23 protein-coding genes are annotated in these 26,364 nt (G+C 66.7%); 1 reads left to right on the forward strand and 22 read right to left on the reverse strand.

Annotation, left to right across the window (positions count from 1 at the left end; all coding sequences use genetic code 11):
- Positions 1 to 8: 8 nt before the first annotated feature.
- The 13 genes from ACEN9Q_RS13495 to ACEN9Q_RS13555 all read right to left on the reverse strand — a co-directional run bounded on the left by ACEN9Q_RS13495 (position 9) and on the right by ACEN9Q_RS13555 (position 15,070).
- Positions 9 to 629, reverse strand: coding sequence for a chemotaxis protein CheW (locus ACEN9Q_RS13495; RefSeq protein ID WP_495628809.1), 621 nt, complete (start codon positions 627 to 629; stop codon positions 9 to 11).
- Positions 626 to 1,996, reverse strand: a complete 1,371-nt coding sequence (locus ACEN9Q_RS13500; RefSeq protein ID WP_495628810.1) for a CheR family methyltransferase — start codon at positions 1,994 to 1,996, stop codon at positions 626 to 628. The genes ACEN9Q_RS13495 and ACEN9Q_RS13500 overlap by 4 nt, the downstream gene beginning before the upstream one ends.
- Positions 1,983 to 2,498, reverse strand: a complete 516-nt coding sequence (locus tag ACEN9Q_RS13505) for a chemotaxis protein CheW (RefSeq protein ID WP_495628811.1) — start codon at positions 2,496 to 2,498, stop codon at positions 1,983 to 1,985. Before ACEN9Q_RS13505 ends, ACEN9Q_RS13500 begins: the two co-directional genes overlap by 14 nt.
- Before the next feature lie 313 nt (positions 2,499 to 2,811).
- Entirely contained in the window at positions 2,812 to 3,786 is a 975-nt protein-coding gene (locus ACEN9Q_RS13510; protein WP_495628812.1) for an HDOD domain-containing protein, read from the reverse strand.
- A gap of 115 nt (positions 3,787 to 3,901) precedes the next feature.
- Positions 3,902 to 4,426: a response regulator gene (locus tag ACEN9Q_RS13515; protein WP_495628813.1), complete on the reverse strand. Its 525-nt coding sequence runs from the start codon at positions 4,424 to 4,426 to the stop codon at positions 3,902 to 3,904.
- Positions 4,404 to 5,750: a response regulator c-di-GMP phosphodiesterase, NosR family gene (nosR, locus tag ACEN9Q_RS13520; protein WP_056440152.1), complete on the reverse strand. Its 1,347-nt coding sequence runs from the start codon at positions 5,748 to 5,750 to the stop codon at positions 4,404 to 4,406. Before nosR ends, ACEN9Q_RS13515 begins: the two co-directional genes overlap by 23 nt.
- Positions 5,747 to 6,682 carry an ATP-binding protein gene (locus tag ACEN9Q_RS13525; protein ID WP_495628814.1) on the reverse strand — a complete coding sequence of 312 codons (936 nt, stop codon included), beginning with the start codon at positions 6,680 to 6,682 and terminating at the stop codon, positions 5,747 to 5,749. The genes nosR and ACEN9Q_RS13525 overlap by 4 nt, the downstream gene beginning before the upstream one ends.
- Before the next feature lie 9 nt (positions 6,683 to 6,691).
- The gene (locus ACEN9Q_RS13530; RefSeq protein ID WP_495628815.1) at positions 6,692 to 7,531 is read right to left on the reverse strand and encodes an HDOD domain-containing protein; all 840 of its coding nucleotides are present in this window, start codon (positions 7,529 to 7,531) and stop codon (positions 6,692 to 6,694) included.
- A complete protein-coding gene (locus ACEN9Q_RS13535; protein WP_056440158.1) occupies positions 7,528 to 7,845 on the reverse strand; it encodes a hypothetical protein in 318 nt (105 codons plus the stop codon). The genes ACEN9Q_RS13530 and ACEN9Q_RS13535 overlap by 4 nt, the downstream gene beginning before the upstream one ends.
- 39 nt (positions 7,846 to 7,884) lie before the next feature.
- Positions 7,885 to 10,398, reverse strand: a complete 2,514-nt coding sequence (locus ACEN9Q_RS13540; protein ID WP_495628816.1) for an EAL domain-containing protein — start codon at positions 10,396 to 10,398, stop codon at positions 7,885 to 7,887.
- A 298-nt stretch (positions 10,399 to 10,696) separates the two neighbouring features.
- On the reverse strand, positions 10,697 to 11,263 hold the full coding sequence (locus ACEN9Q_RS13545; RefSeq protein ID WP_495628817.1) for a nitroreductase family protein: 567 nt from the start codon (positions 11,261 to 11,263) through the stop codon (positions 10,697 to 10,699).
- 52 nt (positions 11,264 to 11,315) lie between these two features.
- The gene (locus ACEN9Q_RS13550; RefSeq protein ID WP_495628818.1) at positions 11,316 to 12,752 is read right to left on the reverse strand and encodes a DUF3943 domain-containing protein; all 1,437 of its coding nucleotides are present in this window, start codon (positions 12,750 to 12,752) and stop codon (positions 11,316 to 11,318) included.
- Positions 12,753 to 12,868: 116 nt separating this feature from the next.
- Positions 12,869 to 15,070 (reverse strand): OsmC domain/YcaO domain-containing protein, encoded by a 2,202-nt coding sequence (locus ACEN9Q_RS13555; protein WP_495628819.1) that lies wholly within the window; start codon positions 15,068 to 15,070, stop codon positions 12,869 to 12,871.
- Positions 15,071 to 15,409: 339 nt separating this feature from the next.
- On the opposite strand from ACEN9Q_RS13555, the gene ACEN9Q_RS13560 reads away from it, so the two are divergent.
- Positions 15,410 to 15,967 carry a porin family protein gene (locus tag ACEN9Q_RS13560; RefSeq protein ID WP_495628820.1) on the forward strand — a complete coding sequence of 186 codons (558 nt, stop codon included), beginning with the start codon at positions 15,410 to 15,412 and terminating at the stop codon, positions 15,965 to 15,967.
- 42 nt (positions 15,968 to 16,009) lie between these two features.
- On the opposite strand, the gene ACEN9Q_RS13565 is transcribed toward ACEN9Q_RS13560, so the two are convergent.
- The 9 genes from ACEN9Q_RS13565 to ACEN9Q_RS13605 all read right to left on the reverse strand — a co-directional run bounded on the left by ACEN9Q_RS13565 (position 16,010) and on the right by ACEN9Q_RS13605 (position 26,361).
- Positions 16,010 to 16,303, reverse strand: coding sequence for a hypothetical protein (locus tag ACEN9Q_RS13565; protein ID WP_495628821.1), 294 nt, complete (start codon positions 16,301 to 16,303; stop codon positions 16,010 to 16,012).
- 78 nt (positions 16,304 to 16,381) lie between these two features.
- Positions 16,382 to 17,137, reverse strand: a complete 756-nt coding sequence (locus tag ACEN9Q_RS13570) for a polyketide synthase (protein ID WP_495628822.1) — start codon at positions 17,135 to 17,137, stop codon at positions 16,382 to 16,384.
- The gene (locus tag ACEN9Q_RS13575) at positions 17,134 to 17,925 is read right to left on the reverse strand and encodes an enoyl-CoA hydratase/isomerase (RefSeq protein ID WP_495628823.1); all 792 of its coding nucleotides are present in this window, start codon (positions 17,923 to 17,925) and stop codon (positions 17,134 to 17,136) included. The genes ACEN9Q_RS13570 and ACEN9Q_RS13575 overlap by 4 nt, the downstream gene beginning before the upstream one ends.
- Complete coding sequence (locus ACEN9Q_RS13580) at positions 17,913 to 19,175, reverse strand: hydroxymethylglutaryl-CoA synthase family protein (protein WP_495628824.1); 1,263 nt, start codon at positions 19,173 to 19,175, stop codon at positions 17,913 to 17,915. The genes ACEN9Q_RS13575 and ACEN9Q_RS13580 overlap by 13 nt, the downstream gene beginning before the upstream one ends.
- A gap of 45 nt (positions 19,176 to 19,220) precedes the next feature.
- Positions 19,221 to 20,207 carry a hypothetical protein gene (locus ACEN9Q_RS13585; RefSeq protein WP_495628825.1) on the reverse strand — a complete coding sequence of 329 codons (987 nt, stop codon included), beginning with the start codon at positions 20,205 to 20,207 and terminating at the stop codon, positions 19,221 to 19,223.
- Between the two features lie 24 nt (positions 20,208 to 20,231).
- Positions 20,232 to 21,488, reverse strand: coding sequence for a hypothetical protein (locus ACEN9Q_RS13590; RefSeq protein ID WP_495628826.1), 1,257 nt, complete (start codon positions 21,486 to 21,488; stop codon positions 20,232 to 20,234).
- A 31-nt stretch (positions 21,489 to 21,519) separates the two neighbouring features.
- Entirely contained in the window at positions 21,520 to 22,866 is a 1,347-nt protein-coding gene (locus tag ACEN9Q_RS13595) for a type I polyketide synthase (RefSeq protein ID WP_495628827.1), read from the reverse strand.
- A gap of 16 nt (positions 22,867 to 22,882) precedes the next feature.
- Positions 22,883 to 23,773, reverse strand: coding sequence for an outer membrane lipoprotein-sorting protein (locus tag ACEN9Q_RS13600; RefSeq protein WP_056440183.1), 891 nt, complete (start codon positions 23,771 to 23,773; stop codon positions 22,883 to 22,885).
- A gap of 17 nt (positions 23,774 to 23,790) precedes the next feature.
- Complete coding sequence (locus ACEN9Q_RS13605; protein ID WP_495628828.1) at positions 23,791 to 26,361, reverse strand: efflux RND transporter permease subunit; 2,571 nt, start codon at positions 26,359 to 26,361, stop codon at positions 23,791 to 23,793.
- Positions 26,362 to 26,364 lie beyond the last annotated feature (3 nt).

Here is a 26,364-nt window from a genome sequence, read left to right on the forward strand (position 1 = left end):
CTCCAGTATCAGTGGTCCGCATTCACGACCAGGGTGGTATCGGCAAGCAGGCGCCGCGCGTCGAGCAGCGCGGTGCGGTCTCGGGCGACGCCCAGCAGATAGCTGGCGTCCGGGTCGGCCAGCATCGGCAGGCTGTGGCCCATGTCTTCGGGGGCGAAACGGCGGGCGCCGTCGATCGCGTCGGCCAGCACGGCGAACCGGTTGTCCTCGCCGCGCAGCACGACGAGGGCGCCGGGTTCGGCCAGTTCGGACAACGGCAGGGCAAGCAGCACGCGCAGGTCGAGCACGGCCAGCACCTCGCCCTCCCACATCGTGATGCCGGCCACGTGATCCGGCACGCCGGGCAGCAGGGTCAGGGGCAGCAACGGCAGCACGCGTGCGACCCACGCGGTGTCGAACGCATAGCGCTCGCCGCCGCAGCGGAATGCCAGCACCTCCACGCCGCCGGCCGGTTCCTGCGCCGGCGCGGCGGCGATGGCGGCCAGCGCGGCGGCGCGGTCGGCGAGCAGGCGTTCCTGGGCGGCCGGATCGGCGCGGTCGAGCGCGGCCAGCGCGGCGGCGGCCGCCTCGAGCCGGCGCGACAAGGCGGCCCAGTCGAAGGCGGGGATGTCGTTCGGCAGGTCCGTCATGACAGGCGCTCCAGCCAATGCTGGACGGCGCCGCGCAGGTCGGGGTCGGCCGCCAGCCGGCCGCAATCGCGCAGCAGGCTGCGTGCGCGCGGCCGCCGGCCCGCGGCGTCTTCGATCAGCGCGGCCAGGTAATGGCCGATGGCGCTGTCCGGTTCGAGGTACAGCAGGCGCCGCAGGCAATGCCGCGCCAGCGTGCGGTCGCCGTGTTCGAGCGCGAACAGCGCCGCGTCCTGCTGCAGCGGGGCCGACGACGCCTCCGCCTCGACGGCGCGGCGCAGGCATTGCAGCGCTTCCTCGCGCCGGCCCGCGTCGGCCAGCGCCCGCACGCGCGCCATGGCGGAATCGGGCGCCGCCACGACCGGCGCGATCAGCGGCGCGGATGGCTGCGCGGGATGCGGCCTTTGTGCCGCGGCGGGCGCCGCGACGGGCGGCGTGAAAACCGGCGCCGCGACCGTGGACGGCACCGGCGCGGGCGCGGGCGCGGGCGGCGCACCCTTGCGGAAGAACACCGCATCCTCGTGGTACACCGGCGTAAAACCGGCGAACAACTGGGTCGACGCCTCGCTCGCATTGACCACGAGCCAGCCGCCGTCGACGAGGCAGTCGCGCAGGCGCTCGATCACGCGCTTGACCTGCTCCGGCCCGAAATACATGAGCACATTGCGGCAAAAGATGACGTCCATCGCCAGCGTTCCGGTGGCGGCGGACGGATACGCGCCGGTGGCGAGATTCAGGCCGGCGAAGCGGATCTGCTCGCGCAGTTGCGGGTCGATCTCGAAGCGGCCGTCGGCGAGCGGCCGGAAAAATGCCGCCAGGTCGGCCGGGTCGCTGCGGCGGAACGACCAGCGCCGATACTTGCCTTCGCGCGCGAAGTCGAGGAACGCCTCGTTCAGGTCGGTGGCGAGGATCGTCACGTCGGCGGGCGGAAGCCGCGGCACGCGGCGCCGCAGCGTCATCGCGATCGAATACGGTTCCTCGCCGGTGCAGCAGCCGGCGCTCCAGATACGCAGGGGCCTGGCCTCGGCGCGCGCGAGGTGCGCCAGCGCGTAGTCGCAGACCAGGTCGAGGGCGCGGGGCTCGCGGAAGAAATAGGTTTCGCCGACGGTGAGGAAGCGCGCGCACAGGGCGCTGCGGGCGTCGTCCCACGGACCGGCCAGCAGCCACGATGCGCACGCCGGCGCGCCCGGCAGGCCGAGCGCCTCGGCCATCCGGCCCAGCGCGGCGTCGAACTGCCTGCGCTTGGCGCCGGCGAAGGCCAGGCCCGTCTCGGCCTCGATCCGCTGCGCGGCCAGGTCCAGCACGCCGGCCACGGGCGCGCCCGCCGCCGGGACGCCCGCCATGGGGACGGCGTGTTCAGTGGCGTTCACCAGCGGCTCCTGCCAGCGCCTGGGCCAGTTGCGCCCGTTCGTGGTCGAACAGGAAGCGCGCCGGTTCGATCACCAGGCACAGGCCGTCGGGCAAGTGGAGCGCGCGGTCTACGAAGCCGGCCGAACCCGCGGCGGCGGGCCAGGCGGCCGCCGCTGGCGCCGTGCCCGGGCCGACGATGCTGTCGACGACGAGTGCGCACGGAAAACCGTTCGACTCGACGATGAGGAATTGTTGCGTGGGTGTGATGGCCGTCGGGCGGCCGCAGGCGCGGCGCGCGAAGTCGAGGACGGTCACGGTCTCGCCGCCCACGTCGAGCACGCCGAGCACGATGTCCGCCGCCCCCGGCAGCGGCACCGGCCGCGCGCTGAGCACGGCCCGCCGCACGGACGCCAGCGGCACGGCGAAGCGCTGTCCCCGGCAAATGAATTCGAGGACCTGCAGTCCTGCCGGGGCCGTGTCCGGTTGCCGGGCCGCTTCGGGCGCAAAAGCGGAGGAAATCATGGTGCACTCCTGTCGACGTGAGGGCCATGCGACCGATGGCACTGTCTCACCTGAGTCTGATCGTAGCGGACCTTGGCGCCCGCGTCTCACCGAGTCCGTGCGCGCCGCACGCGTACGTACGGCCCGCGCCCGCCCGGCGGGGGCCAGAATCCGCTGAATTCATGAAATTTCTGACAATAAATTGCAGATGAGCGCATAGAGGCGCGTCAAAACCGGCGTTTGTGTCGTAAATTAAACGACAAACGTTATCGATATATTGTTGCGAAAAATTGACATTCCTGGCCGCAACTGCGGTTACCGGTGCAATCCGGACTCAGCCTTCCACGTGGCTCAGCTTGCCCAGGCAGCGGCGCTGGAAACTGTCCAGGCCCTCCGTCACGAGCGCGTCGTCCTCGGCCACGACGCCGGCGTCGAGCAGGAGGCGCAGCTTGGCGATGCGGTCGCCCAGGCTGAGCGCCTGCGCGAGGTAGGGCCCGTCCGGGTCGCCCGCCTGCGCGATCGCATCCGTGACCTCTGGCGGAAATTCCCAGTGGCGCGCGATCCCGGCCGACATCTGCCGCCCGCAGGCCAGCAATTCGATGCCGAAGTCGGTGGACCCGGGGATGGTGCCGTTCTGGCACAGGCGGTCGGCGAGGCGGAATGCGACGATCAGCCCGACGTTCTGCATCAGGCCGGCCAGGTAGGCTTCGAACACGCCGGCGGTGAGGCCGGGCGCGACGAGGCTCGCGGCCAGCGCGCAGCGCTCGGACTGGCCCCACACGTGCGGCGCCACCCGTTTCGAGAATCCCTCGGCCTGCATCTTGATGACGGGCCGGAACGCGACGCGGGCCAGCAGCATGCGCAGGCCGTTCTGGCCGAGCATCATGATGGCGGCCTCGACCGTTTTCACCTGCGTCATCGGACGGTAATACGCGCTGTTGGCTTCGCGGATCACTTCCGCCACGAGCACGACGTCCTGCACGACGAGACGCGACAGCTCCGAGGCCGACACGTCTTCCTCGGCCAGGCTCTGCAACAGCTTGGGAATCACTTCCGGCACGCGCGGCACCAGTTCGGCCGCATCGGCCGGACGCGCGGCCAGCGCGCGGACCTGGTCGAGGATCGCGGTCTGCACCTCGGCGGGCGCGTCGAACCTGGCGGACCCGGTCAGCCAGCGGTAGTAGGCGGCGTCGATGTCATGACTGATGCGTTCCGCCTGCTGCTCCTGCTCCTGGGCACTGGCGGCCGCAGCCGCAGCCTGGTTGGCGCCGCCATCCGATCCGCCCACTAAACGAGAAAAAAAACCCATGAGATGTCACTCCGCCGCATTTAAACAAAATTCCCTGATGCAACACATATTACCCCTGAAACATTGATATGCCAATGCCCGGAGAAACGGCCTGCTGCCGGCCGACGCCGTCGGGTCAGAACAGGCGGATGTTCCCGTGTTCGTCCCAGTCGACCCGGGTGATGCCCGGCTCATCCCGTTCGAGCTGGCGCAGCACGTCGTCGTGCGCGCCGGCCGCCGGCGCCGCCGGCACGGCGGCCGCCGGCTGCTTCGCGCGCAGCTGCCCGTCGCGGCGCGCGAACGCTTCGGTGACCGTCGCGACCAATTCTTCCTGCAGCCATGGCTTGGCCAGGTAGCGGAACACTTCGGCGCGGTTCACGGCATTGAGGACGTCGAGGACTTCGGTGGTGGCGCTGACGACGACGCGGATCGCGTCCGGCTGCAGTCCCTTGACCAGCTGGAGCACGTCGGCCCCGTTGAGGCCCGGCATGCGGTAGTCGGAGATGACGACGTCGAAGTCCTGCTCGCCGGCGCGGTGGACGGCCGCTTCCGGCTCGTCGAAGGCTTCAATGACGACGTCCTCCGGAAATGCCGCGCGCAGCGTACGGCGCAGGGCATTCAGCACGGAGGGTTCGTCGTCAAGAATGAGAATGCGGCGCATCGGCGGTTCCTGATTTCACGAAGAGTTGCAATTGATTGCCCGAGCGGCGCTCGAATTCGGTGAGCTGTTTCAGCATGCGGTCGGAGAGGACATGGTCGGCCGACAACAGCAGCGCGCCGTCCGGCGACAGCAGGTCGCGGCTGAGCACCATGCCCGGCTTGAGCTGCGCCACGCCCATGGCGACGTCGGCGATTTCCTCGGCGACGCTGCGTCCCGTCCGGATGTCGTAGAACGCTTCGACGACGGCGGGATCGTACCGCTTGCCGCGGCTTTCCGCCACGAGTTCGGTTGCCGCCGCGGCGTCCGTGCGCCGCTGTACGAGCACGCCCTGCTGCAGCGCTTCGAAATCGTGGGCCACGGCCAGGATGCGGGCGCCGAGCGGAATGTCGAAACCGGCCACGCCTTCCGGAAAGCCGGCGCCGTCGAAGCGCTCGCGGTGGGCGCGGATGATGCGCGCCGGTTCGCGTAATTCCTCGAGCGGCATAAGCAATTGCTCGCCGAGGTGGGGATATTTGCGGTACTGCCCCAGGTGATCCCCTTTCAGCACCGATTCCGGCACGCCGATCAGCGTGTCGGGAAACCCGGTCTTGCCGATTTCATGCAGCAGGCCGGCCACGAACACGTCCTGTGCCTCGCGCGCGGACAAGCCCATGCGCAGGGCGATGCGGCGTCCGAGGTCGGCGATCCGGCGGCCGTGTCCGGGCACGGCGCCGCCGCGCGTCTCGACCAGGCCCGACAGCACCTTGATGAGCGTGAGGAAGTTGGTCTTGAGCCGCTCGTGCGATGCCTGCAGGGATTTCTGGGCCGAACTGAGTTCCGCCGTCCGGTCGCGCACGCGCTGCTCGAGCGTCGCATTCAGGTCGCGCAGCTGGTCGTTCTGCTGCTTGGTCAGTTCTTCCAGCCGCTCTTTTTCGCGTTGCAACGCCTGGCGTTCCAGCGCGTCGCGCACCACGAGCAGGATGGCTTCCTCGTTCCACGGCTTCGTGATGTAGCGGTAGACCTCGCCGCGGTTGATCGCGCCGATGGTGGCTTCGTGGTCGGCGTGGCCCGTCAGCAGCAGGCGCAGGGTGCCGGGCCAGCGCTGGCGCACGCGCTCGAGGAATTCGGTGCCGTTCACTTCCGGCATCTGCATGTCGGAAATCACGATGTCGACGTGTTCCTCTTCCAGCACGGCCCAGCCGGCCGCCGCGCTGCCCGCGCACAGGACCTTGTAATTTTCCCGGCGGAACAGGCGCCGCAGCGACGCCAGGATGTTCGGTTCGTCGTCGACGCACAGGATCGTGCCCGCGGGCTCGTCCGACCTCATGGTGGCGGTCATGTTCATGGCTGCGCCTCCGTCGCGTCGTCGTCCTCGACGTGCCGGATCGGCAGCTCGATGCGGAAGACCGTACCGGCGCCTTCCTCGCTCTGCACGTCGATGCGGCCGCGGTGTTTTTGTATGATGCCGTACGACAACGAGAGGCCGAGGCCCGTCCCGGTCCCGATGGGCTTGGTCGTGAAGAACGGATCGAAGATGCGCGACCGGATCGCGGGCGGGATGCCGCAGCCGTTGTCGGCGATCTCGATCCACACGTGATCTTCGACGGTGCCGGTGCGGATCGTGATGCGCCCGCGCGGCCCGTCGATGGCCTGGGCGCCGTTGACGACGATGTTCATGATGACCTGGTTGATCTGGGACGGCAGACACTCGACCTCGGGGATGGCCCCGTATTCCTTGACGATGTCGGCCTTGTACTTGACTTCATTATTGACGATGTTGAGCGTCGAGTCGATGCCGTGATGGAGATCGGCCCATTGCCATTCCTGGTGCGCGTCCACGCGCGAGAAATCCTTGAGGTCCTGGACGATCTTGCGCACCCGGTCGATGCCCTCGCGCGACTCCGACATCAGGACCAGGATGTCGTCCTGCAGGAAATCGAGGTCGACCTGCTCGCGCAGGGCGGCGATGTCCTTCAGCACGCCGGGATCGGCGATGAAGCGCTCGGCCTGTTCGTAGCGGACCAGCATGCGCAACAGGTTGTCGACATAGGTTCCCAGCGTACCGAAGTTGGAAAACACGAAGCTGATCGGGTTGTTGATCTCGTGCGCGACGCCGGCCGCGAGCTGGCCGATGGACGCCAGCTTTTCCGATTGCAGCAGTTGCGCCTGCGCCATCGAGAGCTTCTCGTTCAGCTCGGTGAGTTCCTGGTTGCGGCGCAGCAGTTCCGCCTCGACCGATTCGCGGTTCATCGCCACCATATCGACGTTGTCGTTCATGATCTGGTCCTACATTAAAAGCCGGCATGCTTCGTCGAACTGCCCTTCCGTCTCGCGGCAGACGGCCAGCAGGTGCTCCGGCGTCAGGCCGAGGCTGTCCCAGGCCGTGTCGAGCAGGCGCGGCACGGCGACATGCCGTCCCCCGCCCAGCTCGAGCGCGTGGACCATTGCGTTGGCCGCGTGCACGACGCCGGGCAGATCGCCCAGGTCGGCGCCGGCCGGCGCATGATGCTGGCCGATCGCGCGCTGGATCAGGGGCGGGAACTTCCACGCTTCGGCCAGCATCTGGCCGGCGCGCTGGTGGTCCAGGCCGAACACGCGCAGCTCGGCCGCGTAGATGGTCGCGTCGTTGCGCTCGCAGTCGTCGAGCACCTCCGCATACCGGTCAGGGAAACTGATCGCCAGCACCAGCCGGCCGATGTCGTGCAACAGGCCGGCGATGAACGCGGCGTCCTGGTCGAGGCCGGCCTGGCGCGCGAGGTTTTTCGCGCACAGCGCGGTCGCGATCGAATGGCGCCAGAAATCCGCCACGTCGACCCGCGGGCAGCCGCTGCCGTTGAAGCCGTCGATGATGCGGCTGGCCACGGCCAGCGCCCGCGCGCTGTCGAAGCCGAGCACGACGATCGCCTGCTTGACCGTCTTGACCTTCGCGGCCAGGCCGTAGAACGACGAATTCGCCAGGCGCAGCAGCTTCGCGGCCAGGGCCTGGTCGCGCGACATCTTTTCCGCCAGGGTCGTCACGTCGACGTCGTCGCGCTCGAAGGAATGGATCAGGTCGAGCACGATGGACGGCAGCACCGGCAGGTCGCGCAGGCTCGTCACCACCGGGGCGAGGTCGACCGCCGTCATGCCAGCCCCGCCATCCGGTATTGTTCGACCACGGTGCGCAACAGGCCGATCGCCCGGCCGTCGCCCGCATGGCGGCACAGCCAGGACAGCCGCGCCTGCACGCGCAGGCGCTCGGCGCCCAGCTGTTCCTCCGTCAGCGCTTCGTCGACGATCCGCACCGCCCCGATGCCGCGCCGCGCCAGGGTCCGGATCATCGCCCCGCTCAGCGCCGTCGCCCGGGGAAGCACGATGTTGCCGTCGTCGTCCCGGACGTCATCGGACAGCAGGACGCCCTCGCGGGCCTCGTCGATGGGAACTACACGGAAACGTTTCATGGATTCTGACGCTCTCTGTTCTATGGATCGATCGGAAGTTCACGCCGCCGGCTGCGCGGCGCCGCCATCGCTCTCGGGCGCGGCGAAGGCGATCAGCCAGCCGCGCGACTGGCTGCCGCTGCCCATCGGCCGCAGGTCGGCCGCGAACCGCTTGCCGCCCACATGGTGCTCGAACGACAACACCTCGCCCGCGGGCAACCGGTCCGGCAGGCCGGGGAACAGTTGCCGGACGTCGCAGCCCAGCACCTGTCCCCGTCCGGCGAACAGGGTCAGCGCGGCCCGGTTGGCCAGCACGATCATGCCGAGGTCGTCGCTCGCGAGCACCGGCACGGGCACGTTGTCGAGCGCCTCGTGCACGATGTCCAGGCTGATCTCGCCCCGTTCGATTTCGCTTTGCTGGCGCGCCAGCACCGACTCGAGCTGGCGGTTCACGGCGGCGAGCTTCTGGTTCGCCGTGCGCACCTCCAGCGTCAGCAGGTGGTTCTCGTTGGCCATCGCGCCATAGGCCACGGCTTCCTGGATGTGGCTGCGCAGCTGTTCGTCGTCCCAGGGCTTGGTCAGGAATTTGTAGATCGCCCCGGCGTTCACGGCGTCCGTCACCGTCTGCAGTTCGGTGAAGCCGGACAGGACGATGCGTACGGTATCGGGATAGGACTGGCGCACGGTGCGCAGGAATTCGACCCCGGTCATCTCCGGCATGCGCTGGTCGGACACGATCACGTCGACGGTGTGTTCGGACAGCACCTGCAAGCCCTCGCTGCCGCTGTTCGCCGTCAGGATGCGGTAGCCTTCGCCGCGCAACAGGCGGCGCAGCGACGACAGGATGCTCGGTTCGTCGTCCACCAGCAGCAGCGTGGGCTGCGTGCGGTTGAAGCGCAGCAGCCGCGGCGCCAGCCCCGGCCCGGTCTGCAGCAGGGCGGCCATGGCCTCGAACGGGACCGGCTGCGACACGAAGTCGCCCTGCACCTCGTCGCACATGTGGCGCGCCAGGAATTCGCACTGGCCTTCGCGCTCGACGCCGTCGGCCACGACGCGCATGCCCAGGCTGTGGCCCATCGTGACGATCGCATCGACGACCGCCGCGGCGCCGTCGTCGTCGGGCACGCGGCGCAGGAACGAACCGTCGATCTTGAGCACGTCCACCGGCAGGCGCTGCAGGTTGACGAGGCTGGAGGCGCCGGTCCCGAAATCGTCGAGGCACAGGCGGATGCCGAGGTGCCGCAGCGCGTGCAGGCCTTCGACCACGCGGTCGACGTCTTCCACCAGCAGGTTCTCGGTCAGCCCGAGATCCAGGCAGGACGCCGGCAGGCCCGCATCGGCCAGCGCGCGCACGATCGCCCCTTCCAGGTCGCGCATGCCGAACTGGCGCGCCGACAGGTTGACGGCGACCCGCAATCCGGTATAGCCCATCGCGTGCCAGCGCGCGCCTTGCGCGGCGGCGGCGCGCAGCACCCAGTCGCCCAGTTCCGCGCTCAAGCCGCATTCTTCCGCGATGCCGTTCAACATGGCGGACGATACGGCCGCGCCCTCCCCGTCCAGGCACACCGACGCCTCGACGGCGCAGATCTCGCCGCTGACGAGGTCGACCCGGGGCTGGTAATGCACGGACAGGCCGCCGCCCGCCAGCGCTTCGCGCAACGCGAAGCCCAGCTGGAGCCGCGTGAGCCCGGCGTCGTCGGGCAAGGTATCGTCCCAGCGCTGCATGCCGGCGCCCGCTTCCTGCGCGCAGGCCAGCGCGCGGTCGGCCGCCAGCAACAGGCTGTCGGCCGTCTGGCCGCTCAGGGGGAATGCCGCGCCGCCCACGCAACAGGTCACGTAGATGGCATGTTCGGCATGCTCGAACGGTTCCGCCACGGCCCGGACCACGTCCTGGATCCTGGCCGCCGCGTTCGGCTGCGGGTCGCCTTCCAGCAGCAACAGGAACTTGTCGCCGCTGTCGCGCGCGACCGTCACGTCCGGCCCGGCGGCGCGTTCGATGCGGCCCGCGATCTCGCGCAGGATGCGCTCGCCGCCCTCGTGGCCGACCAGCGCGTTGACGCGCTTGAACAGGTCGAGGTGAAGGGCCGCCACCTGCAACGGCCGTTGCGCGCGTGCGGCGCGCCGCAGCGCGTGTTCGAGCCGGTCGCGAAACAGCGCGTGATTCGGCAGCCCCGTGAGCACGTCATGCGTCAGGCTGAACTGCAGGTCGCGCTGCGACACCGTTTCCATCGTCACGTCGCTGCCCAGGATCAGCAGGCCGCCGCCGCCCTCGACGTGCGGAATCGGCTGGGCCACGAAATCGACGTAACGCAGCTGCGTGCCGCCGCCAAAACTGGCCAGGCGCACCGGGCGGGCGGACTGGATCAGCCGTTCGCCCGTCGCCAGGGCCGACTTCAACAGCGGCAACACGCCCTGCTCGGCCACGTCCGGCAGCGCGACGTGGAACGGCAGGCCGACCAGTTCCTCGCGCCCCACCAGGCGCTTGTAGGCGTCGTTCGCATGGGCGAACACGAGATCCGGACCGACGAGGCAGGCGACGAAGCCCGGCGCATGTTCGAGCCATTCCAGTGCCACGTAACCCTCGGGGCAAGGCGGCACGACAACCGCGCCGGACCTGGCCGACCGGTACGCGCTACCGTGGTCCGCGGACGCGGCATGTTGTGATTTGGCTGCATTCATGGCAGTGACCCGAAATACTCGACGGAAGCTTTAGAAAAATCAAGCTCTACACCTTAGACTATAAAACATTGCCGCACGGAATGTTCGTCTAATTTGCGGAAACTGTGTCATAACGAAGACACTTGGCGGCCCGGCGCCCGCCAGGCGATGTCACATTTGTCACGGCCGACGCCGGCGCGGCCGGGCGGCCAAGTCACAGGCTCGAAAAGAACTGGTCCGGCTGCGGACGCGCCCGCGGCGGTTTCGTGACGGCGGCCGTGCCGAGGCCGATGAAGCAGACGGCCTGCTCGTGCGCCTCGAGACGCAGCAGGCGCCGGATGCCCGGCGTGTCGAGCGCCGCGCCGCTCGCGAGGCCGCTGCCAAGGCCCAGCGCCTGCGCCGCCAGCAGCATGTTCTGGACGGCGCAGCCCAGCGACACGAGTTTTTCGGCGGTCGGGATGGGCGTGGCGGGGGCGTCGACGAGGATCGCCACCAGCAGGCACGGCGCGTGCTGCGCCTTCTCGCGGGCGGCGGCCCGCGCGGCAGCGTCGGCGCCGGGATCGCGCCGCGCCAGCGCTTCCTCGAAGGCGGCGCCGAGGTCGGCGCGCCTGCCCTGCGGGATCAGCACGAAGCGCCACGGCCGCAGCAGGCCATGGTCGGGCGCCTGCGCGGCCGCGTGCAGGATGCGCGCCAGGGCGGCGGCGTCCGGACCCGGCGCCTCGAGGCGGCGCAACCCGACCTGCCGGCGCGCCGGCAGCAGTTCCCATAGATTGTCTTTCATCGCCGCATTATAGGCGCCCATGCGCGCCGGCACGCCGTTCCGGACGGGATGCTCACCAGTCCACGGCGCCGAAGCCGCGCGTCGGCTGGTACGAATAATAAAGGCCGACCGTATCGCGCCGCTGCTGCCGTTCCGGGACGTTCGTGAACGCAAGCGTCCGGCGCGACGTGATGTACTTGAGCGTGAGCGCATGGCGGCCGGCCAGCCGGTACGTCAGCGAGGCGTCGCCCCGGAACACGCGGTCGGTGCCGGCGGTCTCGGGACTGGTCAGCTTGCCGTCGAAGAACTCGCGCGCGGCCAGGTCGAGCGCGATCCTGTCGCCGCCGGTCAGGCGCAGCGTCGCCATCGCCTGCGGCGCGAAGCCGTAATTGTATTGCCCGCCCGTGCTGGCGCGGACGGTGCCGGTCGACGTATAGCCGACGCCGGCCGACGCGTGCCCCAGCAGCGCGACGCCGTCGGCCAGCCACAGCTGCGCGTTGCTGCCCAGCGACAGCCCCGTGCTGGCGACCCGGAACACCTCCGGCGCCAGATAGTCGTAGCTGCCGTACAACCCGACGATGCCGCGCAGGTCGCGGCCGGCCGCATACGGGGCGCCGAACAGCAGGCCGCGCGACGCCAGGCTTTCGACGCCCTGGACGTTCGACAGACGGAGGCGGAACAGGAAATAATCGAAAGGCCGGCGATAGGTATAGCCGGCCTTGCCGGGCAGGCCGTAGTCGAGCGCGAAGTCGGCCGCGACCTCGTTGCGCCGCGGTGCCAGCGACGGCCCGACGATGCGGCGCGAGATGCCGCCCAGGCCCAGTTGCAGCCGCGCGTACACGGCCGGGTCGTTGCTGTTCCAGATGCCGGACCCGTGCCCCGGGCGGACGTAGCGGTTGAATCCCAGCGGCGGCGAGACGACCGCCGCCGCGGCTTCGCGCCATGGCGGCGCCAGGCCGTAACCCTGCTCCAGCACCAGGTTCGCCATGCGGTACAGCGATTCGCCCAGGAAGCTGCCGCCGAAGCTGGTGGTGATCTGGTCGTTGCGCGACGGCGGCGTCGTCTCGCCGGCGAGCTCCCACACCGCGCTGCCGGCAAACGCGGCGCCCAGCGATTCCCAGAACGTGAGCCCGTTGCTGCGCCCGAGGCCGAAATACATGGAACCCTGGTACGGATGGCCCAGCTGGTTGATCTCGAACGGGTCGCGGTCGACCACCCAGCTGCTGCGCAGGTTGCGGCGGACCGATCCCACGCTCACGCCATAGTCGTCCGGACGGACGAACGCATGGTCGACACGGTTCAACGCGGCCTGGAAAGCGACGATCTCCAGCGCGGCCGCGCCATAGCTCTCGTACGGACGGTCGCCGTCGCTCCTGGCCGGCACTTTTGTACCCAGCGGATCGTCGGCGGCGGCCGGCGCGGCCCCGGCGGCGCCGGCCGCCAGCAGCAGGGGCAGGAGCAGCGCCGCGTGGAGGCGCAGGCGCACGTACCAGTCGTTCGATACCCTCATGTCCTCGCTACATTCATCCAGACAGTCGTCCGGCGGCTGCCGGCTGTTGAATTAAATATAACGAATACGCACGGCGGATGGCGCACGGGACCGCGCGAACCGCCCCGCTGCCGCCGTCACAGCGGCCGAACGGCCTTCGCCCGCGCCTTGAGCAGTTTCTTGTAGCTGTCGAGCAGGCGCTGGTGCCGGTCGAGCCCCTCCAGGGCCATGCCGGTCGGCGTCAGCCCGTGGAAGCGCACGCTGCCGTCCACCGATCCCAGCACCGCGTCCATGCGTGCGTCGCCATACATCCGGCGGAAATTGACCACGTAGTCGTCCAGTTCCAGGTCGTCCGCGAGCAGCACTTCCAGCACCACGTTCAGTGCCTGGTAGAACAGGCGGCGCTCGACGGTGTTGTCGTTGTACTGCAGGAAGGCACCCACCAGCTCGTGCGCCTCCTCCAGTTGCTGCAGGGCGAGGTGGATCAGGAGCTTCAGCTCGAGGACCGTCAACTGGCCCCACTCCGTGTTCTCGTCGAATTCGATGCCGATCAGCGTGGCGATGTCGGAGTACTCGTCCAGCTCGTTGTTCTCCAGGCGGTCGAGCAGCGCGGCCAGGGCGGCATCGTCCAGGCCGTGCAGGTTCAGGATGTCGGCGCGGAACAGCAATGCCTTGTTCGTGTTGTCCCAGACCAGGTCCTCCACCGGGTAGATCTCGGAATAGCCGGGCACCACGATGCGGCAGGCAACGGCGCCGAGCTGGTCGTACTCCGCCATGTACACTTCCTTGCCCAGCTCTTCGAGAATGCCGAGCAGGGTCGCGGCTTCCTCGGCATTGGCGTTGTCGCCCTGCGCGGAAAAATCCCACTCGACGAAATCGTGGTCGGCCCTGGCGCTGAAGAAGCGCCACGACACGATGCCGCTCGAATCGATGAAGTGCTCGACGAAGTTGTTGGGCTCGGTCACCGCATGGCTTGCGAAGGTGGGCTGCGGCAAATCGTTCAAGCCTTCGAAACTGCGCCCCTGCAGCAATTCCGTGAGGCTGCGTTCCAGCGCCACCTCGAAGCTCGGGTGCGCGCCGAACGAGGCGAAGACGCCGCCCGTCCTGGGGTTCATCAACGTCACGCACATCACCGGATACATGCCGCCCAGCGACGCATCCTTGACCAGCACCGGGAAGCCCTGCTCTTCCAGGGCCTGGATGCCGGCCACGATGCCCGGGTACTTCGCCAGCACGTCCTGCGGGACGTCCGGCAAGGCGAGTTCGCCTTCCAGGATTTCACGCTTGACCGCCCGCTCGAAGATCTCGGACAGGCATTGCACCTGCGCTTCGGCCAGCGTATTGCCGGCACTCATGCCATTGCTGGCGTACAGGTTTTCGATGAGGTTGGACGGGAAATACACGGTTTCACCGTCGGAATGCCGCACGAACGGCAGCGAACAGATGCCGCGCGCCACGTTGCCGGAGTTGGTGTCGTAGAGGTGCGACCCTTGCAGTTCGCCGTCGGGGTCGTAGATCGCCAGGCAGTAGTCGTCGAGGATGCCGGCCGGCAGCGCGCCGTCGGGGCCGGGCTGGAACCAGCGCTCGTTCGGGTAATGGACGAACGGGCCGTTGGCGATCTCCTCGCCCCAGTACGCGCCGGCATAGAAGTGGTTGCAGCTCAGGCGCTCGATGTATTCGCCCAGCGCGGACGCCAGCGCGCTTTCCTTGGTCGCGCCCTTGCCATTCGTAAAACACATCGGCGAGTGCGCATCGCGGATGTGCAGCGACCACACGTTCGGAACGATATTGCGCCAGGACGCGATCTCGATCTTGATGCCGAGCCCCGCCAGCAGGGCCGACATGTTCGCGATCGTCTGCTCCAGGGGCAGGTCCTTGCCCGGGATATACGTGCGCGCGCCGTCGGCGGGCTGCAACGTCAGCAGCGCCTGCGCATCGGCATCCAGGTTCTCGACCTCCTCGATCACGAACTCGGGCCCGGCCTGCACGACTTTTTTCACGGTGCAGCGGTCGATCGAGCGCAGGATGCCCTGGCGGTCCTTGTCGGAGATATCCGGCGGCAGCTCGACCTGGATCTTGAAAATCTGCTGATACCGGTTTTCCGGGTCCACGATATTGTTCTGGGAGAGCCGGATATTTTCGGTCGGGATGTTCCGGGTCGAACAGTACAACTTCACGAAGTACGCCGCGCACAGGGCCGACGAGGCCAGAAAATAATCGAACGGACCGGGCGCCGAGCCATCGCCTTTATAGCGGATGGGCTGGTCGGCGATCACCGTGAAGTCGTCGAACCTGGCTTCGAGACGCAGCTTGTCGAGAAAGTTGACCTTGATTTCCATGGGGGACCTCTAATACCGATTCAAAAATAGAAAGCCCTGCGGGAACAGGGCTTTGCGGGCCGCGGCGGACGGAAGACCGCAGCGCGCCCGACAGGCGCGTCCGGTCGCGTCGAACGACGGCGTTGCGACGCGGCGGGCCGCGCACGAGACGCACGCAGGCGAGCCGGCCATTATAAGGCAACGACCGGCGGCGTGGCGGACTTCGCCGTGCCGGCACGACCGATCGCATACCGCTGTTCTCCCGCCGGGCTCGCCACCGTGACTACATTCTTGTGTAGTTTCCCCGCTGATCTTCGGCAGCTATATTCCGCCTGTTCACCAACAGCGAAGGAATGTCTCATGCTAAAGATGTTTATCAGCGCAATCGCCACCGGCACCGCCGTCCTGGCGCTTGCTCCAGCCGCCCAGGCCGCCGACAACCTCTACGTCGGCGCGGATTTCTCGCGGATGACGGACAAGGGCGACCAGGCGTCGGCGATCCATCCGCTGGCGCTGGCCATCAAGGGCGGCATCGAGCTGACGCCGAATTTTGCGATCGAAGGCCGCTACGGGGCCGGCGTCAAGAGCGACGACACGATGTTTTCCGGCATGAACCTCGACCTCAAGCTCGACTATGTGTACGGCCTGTACGCAAAAGGCAGGCTGCCGCTGGCGGCCGCGGCGCCGTACGTGCTGCTCGGCTATTCGAAAGGCAAGGAAACGGCGAGCATCAAGGCGCTCGGCGTGAGCATGTCGGCGGCCGACCATGGCGTTTCCTACGGCATCGGCATCGACGTGCCGATCACGAAATCGGTCTCCGCCAATGCCGAGTGGGCGCGCGTGCTCAAGGGCACGGACAGCGCCGGCGTCGGCTACAAGATCGAGGCGCTCACCGTCGGCGTCGCGCTGCATTTCTAGGAAAGCGGTACGCCGGACGCCGCCGCGGCGCCCGGCACCCGGTCAGCACAGCACCGCTTTCACCTCCAGTCCGAGCCAGCGGTAATACTCCCCCCAGAACTGCGCGCATTCGCGCGCATCCTCGGCCGAGCCTGCCGTCTCGATCTCGAAGATGTCGATCGCGCCGCTGTCGAGCGCCTGCGTGACCCAGCGCGCGACATCGTCCCGGCCGCTGCCGGCCAGGTCGGAATAGATCTGCTGCGGTTCCCGCCCCGGCGATTTTTCGGTCCAGCCGATGTAGTGCAGGTCATCGGCGCCCGAGCCCAGGCCAAAAACGTAATAGCTTCCAGTGTCCATGTGATCACCTCGTGAATGAACAGTACGTCGCAAAAAACTCCCGCCCCGCGTCCCTGCCTGGCCTCCTTTGTCGCCACACTAATTCCCAAACAATGCCTCGATGCGCGCCTTGACTTCGGGCTGGTGAAAGGTCGCTTCGTGCATCGCCAGTTCCTGGTCGATCACCGGCGGCAGCCCCCGGCGCAGCGGGGCCACCAGGTGGTCCTTCAGCGTGACCAGGGACACCCGCGGCTTTTCCGCGATCGTCCGCGCCAGCTCGAGCGCATACGCCATGACCTCGGCACGCGGCAGGACCGGGAACGGCATGCCGCGCTTCTGCAGCTCTTCGCCGCGATACGTCCGGGCGGTGATCATCATTTCCTCCGCCAGGCCGATCCCCAGCTTTTGCGGCAACACGAAGGTCGAACCCATGCCCGGCGTGAAGCCGTACTTCATGAAGTTGGCCGTGTAGACGCTCTCGCGGCTCAGGACCGGAAAATCGGCAAAGAGCCCGAGCACGAACCCGCCGCCCACGCCGTGCCCCTGCATCGCCGCGATCACGGGAATCGGGCAGTTCAGCGCCAGGCTGTAGAAGTCGCGGTCGGAAAAGCGTCCCTTGCCCTCCGAGAGGAACAGCAAGCCCTCCTTGGTGCCGCCGCTGGCGAAATAACTGTCGTAGCCGGTCAGGATCACGACCCGGTGACGGGCGTCCGCGCCGACCTCCGCAAAGGCGCCGATCAGGCCATCCGCCAGCGCGCGCGAAAACGTATTCTTGTTGGCCCGGTCCTGCATCGTGACCTGCACGATGCCGGGTTCGATCGCCGTCGTCACGACTGCCTGCTCGTGCATGGTCACCCTCCTTCCCAGGGAAACTGCCCGGTCTTCACGTAGCGGGCGATCTTCTGCAGGTTGTCCCGGTCGCCGAACACCTCGACGTTCGCCGCCAGTGCCCTGGCCTTGGATGCGGCCAGCGAATCGTCCAGCGCGTTCATGTAGCGCTTGTAGCGGAGGATGCCCGGCTTGGACAGGCGGCGCAGGCGCAGCAGCTTCTTGCGCAGCAGGTTCTGGCTGTCGGGCGCGCACTCGTCGACCAGGCCCCACTCGTGCGCGCAGCGCGCGGAAACCGGCTCGGTCATCAGGGTCATGTAGTTGGCCTTCGCAAAACCCATCCTGCGCGCCAGGAACGGCATGACGCAGGCCGGCATCAGGCCGAACAGCAGTTCCGACAGGCCGAAGCTCGCGCCCTCGTCGCACAGCACGATGTCGCAGGCGGCGACGAAGCCGATGCCGCCGGCATTCGCCTGCCCGCGCACATGCGCGACCGTGACGTACGGCCCCGTCGCCAGCCGTAGCCACAGGTCGTACATCGGGCCGGGATCGAAGATCTGCCCGGACTGGCCGCTCTCCACGCGGCGCTGGATCGCCCTGAAATCCGCGCCGAAGCAGAACACCTCGGGCGAGCCCTCGATCACCACGATCTTCACGCTCGCTTCGCACAGGTCGAGGACCTCGGTGAACTCGCGCACCAGCAGGTCGTCGATCGTGTTGCTGGCGCCGGGGCGGTGGATCCGGATGAAGCAGATATCGTCTTCGAACCGGACCACGAGCGTCTCGCGCGGCGCCGCGCCGGTCATGAGATCCATTCGTAGATCCTGCGGTATTCCTTGATCTCTTTCAGGAACAGCACCGGCCTGCCGTGCGCCTTCCTGGCCTGCGGGACGAAATCGGTGTCCAGCACGACGTTGCGCGTGCCGAAGCGCACCGCCTTGCTGCCGCGCAGGAGGTTCTCGTATTCGTCCATCGTCAGTTCGTAGCGGTTGTCGAGGTGCTGCCCGATCCGCGACTGGCGGATCCGTTCCTGGCCCTCCTTGTTCACCACGCCGCTGAAGAACTCCGAGCAGCACCCGGAACCGTACGAAAACACGCCGACGCGCTGCGGCGTCCCGAAATCGCCGTTGTCGATGGTGCTGGCGAGCGCCATCATGGCCGTCGCGCCCATGATGTTGCCGACCCGCTGGCAGTAGGTGATGCCGGGACCGAAACGGCGCTTGAAGTCGGCCTCGATATCGCCCGGCGAAAAGCCGCGCGCATATTTGCGCATCATGTTGCGATGCGCGCCCTTGACCATGCCGCCGAACGGCGTGTGGTAGGCGAGGTAGCCGAAGGTATTGGCATAGTCGGCGCCGCGCACGCGCTTCTGGTATTCGAGGAAGGCGTTTTCGGCGCAGTCCAGGTACGAGAGCAGCGACAGGTCCGAATCGCCCGCTTCCGAGTCGGTCGACGGGCGGCAGGTATCCATCACCTCGTAGCCGTACGAACCGTTCGCACCCGCATCGACCTGGAAGACGTACGGCGTTTCGCTCACCAGCATGGCGACCGCGCCGGCGCCGCCGCTCGGTTCGGCGAACGCCCATTCCATCTTGAACGCGTTGCCGCCTCCTTCCAGGATGAAGCGCGAGATATCGGTCGCGATCACCAGCGCCTTGGCGCCGGGCGACACCTGGGCCAGGACGAAATTGATCGCGTTCTGCAGCCCCGCGACGCCGGAGAAGCAGGCGTTCTTCACTTCGAACAGCCGGCAGTTGCGGTTCAGTCCCAGCAGGTCGTGGCAGTAGGTGCTCATCGATTTGCCGAAATCGAACGCCGATTCGGTGCACGTGATCACCATCTCGATCCGGTTTTTCTCTTCCGGCGTGAGACTGTCGATGATCGGCCTCGCGGCGTTGACCGCGAACGTGATCGGGTCCTCGTACGGCAGCGCGACGCTCTTCTGCCGCATCATCAGATTGTCGAACCTGGTGCGGTCCAGGTCCCGGTACGCGGCAAGCTTTTCGACGTCCAGAAACGCCGTGCCGGCAAATACGTTCATTGCTTCGATTCCTGCTTTGACCATGACGGGTGCCTCGATGGATTGTTAAGGTTTGGGTTGGCAAAAAAATCAGGAGACGACTTCGAGCCGTGCGTGCGCGGGTTGCGGCAGGCACGCGTCGCTCCATGTGTTCAATAGCGACCAGGTGCAGTGCAGGTCCCTGCCGAGCGCGTCGTGCAGCTGGATCGCCAGGGCCATCCGGCCATTCATCGTCACGCAGCCGGCGCCGACCGGATAGACGCGGGTGATCGCGGGACAAAAGAGCCAGCTGCCGGCCCCGTCGACGTGCCAGCTTCCCAGGTTGGAAAACATCCCGGTCACGCCGTGTTTCTGGCGCTCGCGCTTGCGGATGTCCTTGCGCATGCCTTCCTTGCCCAGCAAGCGGCCCAGGTGGAGCATGAGCCACATGCCCCAGTGACAGCCACGCCGCTTCAGGCGGTCGACGCGTTGCTGGACCGCCTGCGGCGCGGCGTCGCCTTCGAGGTCGACGGCCAGGAACGACATGTGCGGCGCCTGCACCGAAGGGCGCGTCACCGCGCCGCGCAGATTCACCGGCACCATCCAGCGCCGCGCCGCGCCGGGCGCCACCAGCTCGGCCGCCACGGCCCGGTCCAGGTGACACAGCAGGTAGCTGTTGACCGTCACCCCGGCCGCCCGCGCCGCGGCGGCGATCCGCGCGGTCTCCCCGGGCGTGAACAGCCGCCACGCCAGGCGCTGCCCGACCGGCAGAAACGCCACCGGGCGGGTCCAGTGGAATGCGCTCTTCCATCGTTGCCGCCGCACCGGCAGCGCATCCAGGACCGACGACAATCCGCGCAGGCCGCCCCACAACGTGAAGCGCTCGCCGCGCCATTCGGGCAACGGCCCCGGCGCCGCGCCGCCTTCGGCCAGCAGATGCGCGAGCCCACTGACGCCGTCGTAGCGGTCATGCGGCAGTTCGAACCAGCGCGGCCTGCCGTCGGCCGCAGGCGCACGCTCTTCCCCGAACACGATCGAAATGTTCTCGCCGCAGTCGCGCAGCGCGGCGAACATCTCCGCGATCCAGTCGATTTTCATCTCCCCTCCCATGCGGGTCGCCGGTCAGCCCTGTGCCTGGACATCGAGTCCATCCGCCGGTTCCCGCGGCGGCGCATCCGGGATATCGTGGTATTTGTGCACGAGGTCCATGAACCACCTGAACCGCGGGCCGTCCCATTCGTAGCCGTTCAGCTGCTCGTCGAGCCGGATCGAATACTTGAGTTCATCGGGCAGCACGCTGGTGCGCTTTTTCAGTTCGGCGGAAATCGGCTGGTCCAGGTTGATGGCGAACCCGTACGGCTCCAGCCGCCCGTAGTGGTGGAGCGAATGCTGGATCACGGACAGGAATTCGCGGCTCAGCTTCGGATACACCCCCGGAATGTACTGGTGCAGTTCCATGTCCACCTTCACGTCCGCCGTGTAGAAAAAGGCGGCCACCAGCGGGTTGTAGAACGGGATCGGAAACGCGAGCGCGCTGCGAAAAAAACCCTCGAGGTAGCCGTTCCCCGCCACGCCGATCAACGCGCACGGCAGCGCGTCGTGGTGGGTGCCGTGGAGATAGACGAAATCGAATTCCGAGTTGTGGCCGAGCCAGTGGTCGCGATAGAACCAGTCGTTCAGGTTCTTCACGCTGCGCTTCTGGACCACGAAGGCGAGGACGCAGGTCAGCGGCATGAACACGAGCGAAAAGTTGGCACACCGGATGACCAGATACCACGGTATCAGGTACACGATATGCGTCAGCATCCCGGTGCAGTAGGCGTGGACGATCTCCGGCACCACCCGCGATTCGCGCTCGACGTTCGATTTCCAGACCGACTCCATCAACACGTTGCGCACGTGGTCCTTCTTCATCAGGTGCGCGGCGAGGATCACGCTGCGGTAGCCGGCGATGAAGATGAAGTGCGCCCAGAACAGCCCCACCGCGACCTGGTGGGTCCACGCCACGTGGTGCGGCAGGTCCGGGGTCACCGCGATCAGGTAGTTCTCGAGCGCCAGCAGGGCCAGCGCGATGAAGTACTGCGGCTTGATGTTCCGGACCTTGTGCACGAGCGAATACACGATCTCCTGCGGACGCCTGAGCGCCAGCGGCACCTTCCATTTCACGCCGTGGCGAAGCGGGAACGTGACCAGCATGAACCCGCAGAGCGGCAGGCCGATCACGGTCATGACGTGGCGCGGCCCGTACGCGAACCAGATCAGCGCCGCGCACACGACGATCATGAGCGCGTAGTCGAGCAGGTCCTTGTCCTGATAATTGATCCGCTGCTTTCTTGCGCCATACAATTGATGGAATTTTTCTGCGTTGACTGTTTTCATACCTGCCCCTCGGGATCCGGTCATGCCGGGTTTATTGAACCGCCTCGTACGACTGCAGCACGACGTGCGCGTTGGTGCCGCCGAAACCGAACGAGCTGACGCCGGCGACCAGCGCCCGCGCCGCGCCGCCCGCGGGCCCGGACGCCTGCCAGTCCTGCAGTGCCTTCACCAGGTAGAACGGCGAGCCGCCCAGCTCGATGTTCGGATTGAGCTGGCTGAAATTGACCAGCGGCGGCAACTGGCGGTGCTGGAACGCCAGCAGGACCTTGATGATTCCCGCGATGCCGGACGCCGTCTCCAGGTGGCCGATATTGGTCTTGAGCGCACCGATCGCGCACGTCCCCTCGCTGGCCTTGACGTTGAAGTGCCGTTCGAGATAACGCCACGCGCGTTTCAGGCCGGTGATCTCGAGCGGGTCGCCCTTCGGCGTGGCGGTGCCGTGCGCCTCGATATAGCTGACGCGGTCGGGCGAAATGCCGGCCCGCTTGTACGCGTCCTGGATGACCTGCGACTGCGCGAACGCATTCGGCGACGTCAGCGTCTGCGCGCGGCCGCCGTGGTTGATGGCCGAACCCTTGATCACGCCGTAGATATGGTCGCCGTCCTCGACCGCCTTCTTCAGCGGCTTGATCAGGATGACGCCCCCGCCCTCGCCGCGCACGTAGCCGTCGGCGCCCGCATCGAACGTGCGGCATTGCCCGGTCGGCGACAGCATCCCGGTCTTGGAAAACGAAATGAAGGTCGACGGCGTGAGGATGATGTTGATGCCGGCCACCAGCGCCATGCCCGTTTCACCGCTGCTGATCGATTGCGCCGCGTAATGCAGGGCGTACAGCGCGCTCGAACAGGCGGTGTCGTACGGGATGCTGGGTCCGCGCAGGTCGAGGAAATACGAGACGCGGTTGGCGACGAGCGACAGGTAGTTGCCGGTCGACCGGTGCGCTTCCACCGACGGCACCCTGGCCTCCAGCAGCTCGCGGTAATCCAGTCCGGCCACGCCCACGAAGACGCCGGTATCGCTGCCGGCCAGGCTGCCCGGCAGGTAGCCGGCATCCTCCAGGCACCCCCAGCACAGTTCCAGCATCAGCCGCTGCTGCGGGTCCATGAGCTGCGCTTCGGTGGGCGAGACGTGGAAGAAATCATTGTCGAACTTGTCCACGTCCTCGATGAAGCCGCCCCATTTGCTGTTGGTCTTGTTCGGTTCGCGCGGGTCGCCGAAATAGCGGCGCCAGTCGAACCGCCCGGGCGGGACTTCGCGGATGCTGTTCACGCCGCCCGCGAGGTTGTCCCAGAACTGCGCCGCGTCGGCGGCGCCGGGAAAGCGGCAATCGATCCCGATCACCGCGATGTCGTCGTCCATGTTCCTGGTAGTCGTCATGATCGTCCTTTGCGGCTTACTTGTAATGGCTGCGCAGGGTCGCCAGGATTTTTTCCTTGAAGGTGAAATCGGTCAGGCTGCGTTCCGTCATCAGCTCGTCCGGCACCTCCTTGTTGTACGCCGCGGACAGGTTCTGGATCACCGTGATCCGGTTCGTGGACAGATTGTTCATCGTCTGCTCGCGCGCGATCCAGACGTTGTCGATCAGGGCGAACGCCTTGTTCAGGCGCTGGCGATACAGCTTGCCGGCACGGTTGTAGATGTCTTCGCGCAGGATCAGCTTGCGTTCCTTGTCGACCCACAGCCGCGATTTGCCGTACTGGGTCTTGTGCGCCCGTTTTTCGGTCGGCGTCGATTCGACGATCCACACCGGCCGCCCGTCCTGCACGTCTTCGCCGACCATCGTGTAGGTGTAGTCGTCGACCTTCTTCAACTGGGTGTCGTCGACGAAGAACTCGGTCCCGAAGAAGCTGCCGCCGTCTTCGTTGCCGTCGCCGCCCGACACCACGCGCCGCACCTTTTCCAGCGCCGGCAGGTAGAGCAGCACGTCGTTCTCGCGGTCCGAATCGGCGTATTCGTAGGTGAGCATGCCGATGCCCTTGTCGGTGACCGGCTGGAGCACCAGGGAAATCGCGCGCGAATCCTTTTTGTCGCTCCCCCATTTTTTCTCGCCGACTTCCAGCACCGTCACGCGCGGCTGTTCCTTGCAGTTCGTGCCGCCGTTGCCGATCACGTAGCGGCAGGTCGACAGCTTCACCTTGATGACCGCGGTGGTGAAGGCCTTGCGGTACACGTCGTCCGACGATTTCATGATGTCGGTGGCCGTCATCGCATACAGCATGCCCGGCATGGCCAGCAGGGCCCCCATCGCGGCGGTGCGCGCACGCGCGCCAAAAGCAGACTTCATGGCTGATCCTTTCGATGTCACGGTTGAGGTGCGGCGGCCAGCGGTGCGGCCACCTCGTCCTGTTTCGCCTGGAACCGCAGCTTGAACACGAGGATCAAGGCCGGGGTCAGGAACAATTCGCATACGAGGCCGGAGAAAATGGCGAGGAAACCGAGCTTGCCGAGGCTGGCCAGGCCCGGCGTGGTGGCGACGGACATGATGCCGAAACCGAAGCCGAGGATCATAGACGCGAACACCGTCGACTGTCCGCACTCCTTCACCGTGTCGACCAGCGCCCGCCGGATATCGCCGTCGTGCAGGACTTCGGTGCGGTACACGGAGACGAAATGGATGGTGTCGTCGACCGCGATGCCGACCGCGATCGGCGCCAGCATCATCGTGTAGAAATCGAGCGGGATGTTCAGCCAGCCCAGCACGCCCAGCACGAGGAACGACGGCACCACGTTCGGAATCAGCGAGACCGCGCCGGCCTTGAACGAATTGAAGATCACCAGCAGCATGCCGGAGATGACCAGGAGACTGAGGCCGAAGCTCTGCAGCTCGTTCGTGACGAGATAATCGGCGGCCTTCATGCCCATCGCGAACAGGCCGGTGATCGACACCCTGGCGTTCGGGTAGTCCTTCCTGATCAGGTCGAGCGAGGCATGGATATCCTGCTTCATGCGTTCGAACACCTTCGTGTACTCGGACGATCCGTAGCCGCGCAGCGTCACGGTGATGTTGGCCTTGCGGTAGCTCTCGCTGACCAGCTTTTCGCGTTCCTCCGGATTGGCCACGTTGAACGTGAACAGCGTCTGCGACAGGACCTCGCGTTTCGACGGGATCGCATACATGTCCGGACGCCCGTCGTTCTGCTTCTGGTAGGCGTCCTTGACCACGTTGACGATCGACCCCGTGCTGACGACGTACTTGCCGTAGTCCTTTTCGAACTTGTGCTGCAGGTCGTCGATGACGCGCAATACCGCCGGGTCCTGGAAGCCGTTGTCCTCGCCGAGGTCGACGTACAGCGACATCTGCGACGAACCGGCCATCTTCTGGTCCAGCAGCTTGATGGCCTGGTAGAAGTTCGACTGCTTCGAATACTGGTCGTACACGCTGTAGTCGACCTTGACGTGCAGCGCTCCCCAGACGGAGGCGACGAACAGCAGCAGGAACGGCGTAATGAAGGCCCACGGCTTCTGTTCCACCATCGGCACGATCTTGTCCAGCGCACGCTGCAGCGCAGGCACGAAATTCGGCGTGAGCCTTGCGATCAGCGCCGCCAGGCCGGTGTTGCGCCTGGCCGGATCAGGCGCCGGCGACCAGATATCCAGCAGCACCGGCAGCAGATGCATCGTGAGGAAGAACACGACGCCCACGCCGATCGCCGACATCAGCGAAAAATTAATCACCGGGACCAGGCTGCCCGACAACAGGGACAGCATGCCGGCGATCGTCGTGATCGTCGTCAGGAAGCACGCCAGGCCCGCTTTTTCATAGGCCTCGCGGATCGCGGCCGCCGTGTCATGGCCCTCGGCGCGGAAGTACAGGTAGCTGGACGTCATGTGGGTGACGTCGGCCATGCCGATCGTCAGGATCAGCAGGATGGTCAGGATCACGAACGGCGAAATCGACATGCCGGTCCAGCCGGCGATGCCGAACGTCCAGATGGTGGACAGGACGATGATCACCGCCGGCCACAGGGCGCCCGCGAACGAGCGGAAAATCATGAACAGGGTGGTCAGCATGATGAGCAGGCCGACCATGTAGAGCAGGCCCATTTCCTTGCCCATCTTGACCTGGTTGTCGGAGTCGATGGTATTGCCGACCTTGTAGTACTCGAGGTGCGCCGCATATTCCGGCCGGGCCAGGATCTCGTTCAGCGCGGCGTTCAGGGCCACGTAGTCGGCCATGTCGGTCGGCTTGAAGCGCAGCGGTTCTTCCGCCCCGCCCGCCCTTGCCCGCGGATCGCCCACCGTCATGTTGACGGTCTGGCCGGCCGCGCTGGCCTCCCCGGCATTGATCGGGATGGCGCCGAAATCGGTCTTGATGTAGATGGCGCCGTACTTCTCGTCCTTCGAGAAATACTTCAGGACGAAATCCCGTTCCGACCAGGCGGTCCTGCGGATCGCGGCCAGTGCCGGTTCGGCGGTCGGAACCGTGTCGCCGACCAGCCAGTGCGACACCATCGCGTCCTGCTTGACCGTGAGGACCGGGGCGTTGACGAGCGTATCGACCTTGAGGACGTGGTCGAGGGCAGAGCTCTCCCCGGCCTTGACCTTCGCGTGATAATTGAGCAGCTCGTCGCGGATGCCCTTCACCGCTTTCAGGGACGCGGCGGAAAAGACATTCCCGTCCTTCGGGCGATACACGATCACCACGCCGTCGTCGCTGCCGAACTGGTCGTGGAACTGGTTGTACGCCACGAACGCGGCGTCATCCTGCTTGAGCCATCGTTCGATCGTGAAGTCGAACTGCAGCTTCGACATCCCGACGATGAAAAAGGCGGTTGCGGCGGCAAGCATCAACAACACGAGCGCCTTGCGTTTCCGGACCCAATCGGGGACACCGGTAAGGTAGTGCGACGTCCAGCTCAGTACTCTTTTCATGGC

This window comes from Massilia sp. Masssp93 (assembly GCF_059491295.1).

Coding starts and splice junctions, on each gene's coding strand:
- ACEN9Q_RS13495 (WP_495628809.1), bottom strand. CDS start 629: ATGACGGACCTGCCGAACGACATCCCCGCCTTCGACTGGGCCGCCTTG.
- ACEN9Q_RS13505 (WP_495628811.1), bottom strand. CDS start 2,498: ATGATTTCCTCCGCTTTTGCGCCCGAAGCGGCCCGGCAACCGGACACG.
- ACEN9Q_RS13510 (WP_495628812.1), bottom strand. CDS start 3,786: ATGGGTTTTTTTTCTCGTTTAGTGGGCGGATCGGATGGCGGCGCCAAC.
- ACEN9Q_RS13515 (WP_495628813.1), bottom strand. CDS start 4,426: ATGCGCCGCATTCTCATTCTTGACGACGAACCCTCCGTGCTGAATGCC.
- nosR (WP_056440152.1), bottom strand. CDS start 5,750: ATGAACATGACCGCCACCATGAGGTCGGACGAGCCCGCGGGCACGATC.
- ACEN9Q_RS13525 (WP_495628814.1), bottom strand. CDS start 6,682: ATGAACGACAACGTCGATATGGTGGCGATGAACCGCGAATCGGTCGAG.
- ACEN9Q_RS13530 (WP_495628815.1), bottom strand. CDS start 7,531: ATGACGGCGGTCGACCTCGCCCCGGTGGTGACGAGCCTGCGCGACCTG.
- ACEN9Q_RS13535 (WP_056440158.1), bottom strand. CDS start 7,845: ATGAAACGTTTCCGTGTAGTTCCCATCGACGAGGCCCGCGAGGGCGTC.
- ACEN9Q_RS13545 (WP_495628817.1), bottom strand. CDS start 11,263: ATGAAAGACAATCTATGGGAACTGCTGCCGGCGCGCCGGCAGGTCGGG.
- ACEN9Q_RS13550 (WP_495628818.1), bottom strand. CDS start 12,752: ATGAGGGTATCGAACGACTGGTACGTGCGCCTGCGCCTCCACGCGGCG.
- ACEN9Q_RS13555 (WP_495628819.1), bottom strand. CDS start 15,070: ATGGAAATCAAGGTCAACTTTCTCGACAAGCTGCGTCTCGAAGCCAGG.
- ACEN9Q_RS13560 (WP_495628820.1), top strand. CDS start 15,410: ATGCTAAAGATGTTTATCAGCGCAATCGCCACCGGCACCGCCGTCCTG.
- ACEN9Q_RS13565 (WP_495628821.1), bottom strand. CDS start 16,303: ATGGACACTGGAAGCTATTACGTTTTTGGCCTGGGCTCGGGCGCCGAT.
- ACEN9Q_RS13575 (WP_495628823.1), bottom strand. CDS start 17,925: ATGGATCTCATGACCGGCGCGGCGCCGCGCGAGACGCTCGTGGTCCGG.
- ACEN9Q_RS13580 (WP_495628824.1), bottom strand. CDS start 19,175: ATGGTCAAAGCAGGAATCGAAGCAATGAACGTATTTGCCGGCACGGCG.
- ACEN9Q_RS13585 (WP_495628825.1), bottom strand. CDS start 20,207: ATGAAAATCGACTGGATCGCGGAGATGTTCGCCGCGCTGCGCGACTGC.
- ACEN9Q_RS13590 (WP_495628826.1), bottom strand. CDS start 21,488: ATGAAAACAGTCAACGCAGAAAAATTCCATCAATTGTATGGCGCAAGA.
- ACEN9Q_RS13595 (WP_495628827.1), bottom strand. CDS start 22,866: ATGACGACTACCAGGAACATGGACGACGACATCGCGGTGATCGGGATC.
- ACEN9Q_RS13600 (WP_056440183.1), bottom strand. CDS start 23,773: ATGAAGTCTGCTTTTGGCGCGCGTGCGCGCACCGCCGCGATGGGGGCC.
- ACEN9Q_RS13605 (WP_495628828.1), bottom strand. CDS start 26,361: ATGAAAAGAGTACTGAGCTGGACGTCGCACTACCTTACCGGTGTCCCC.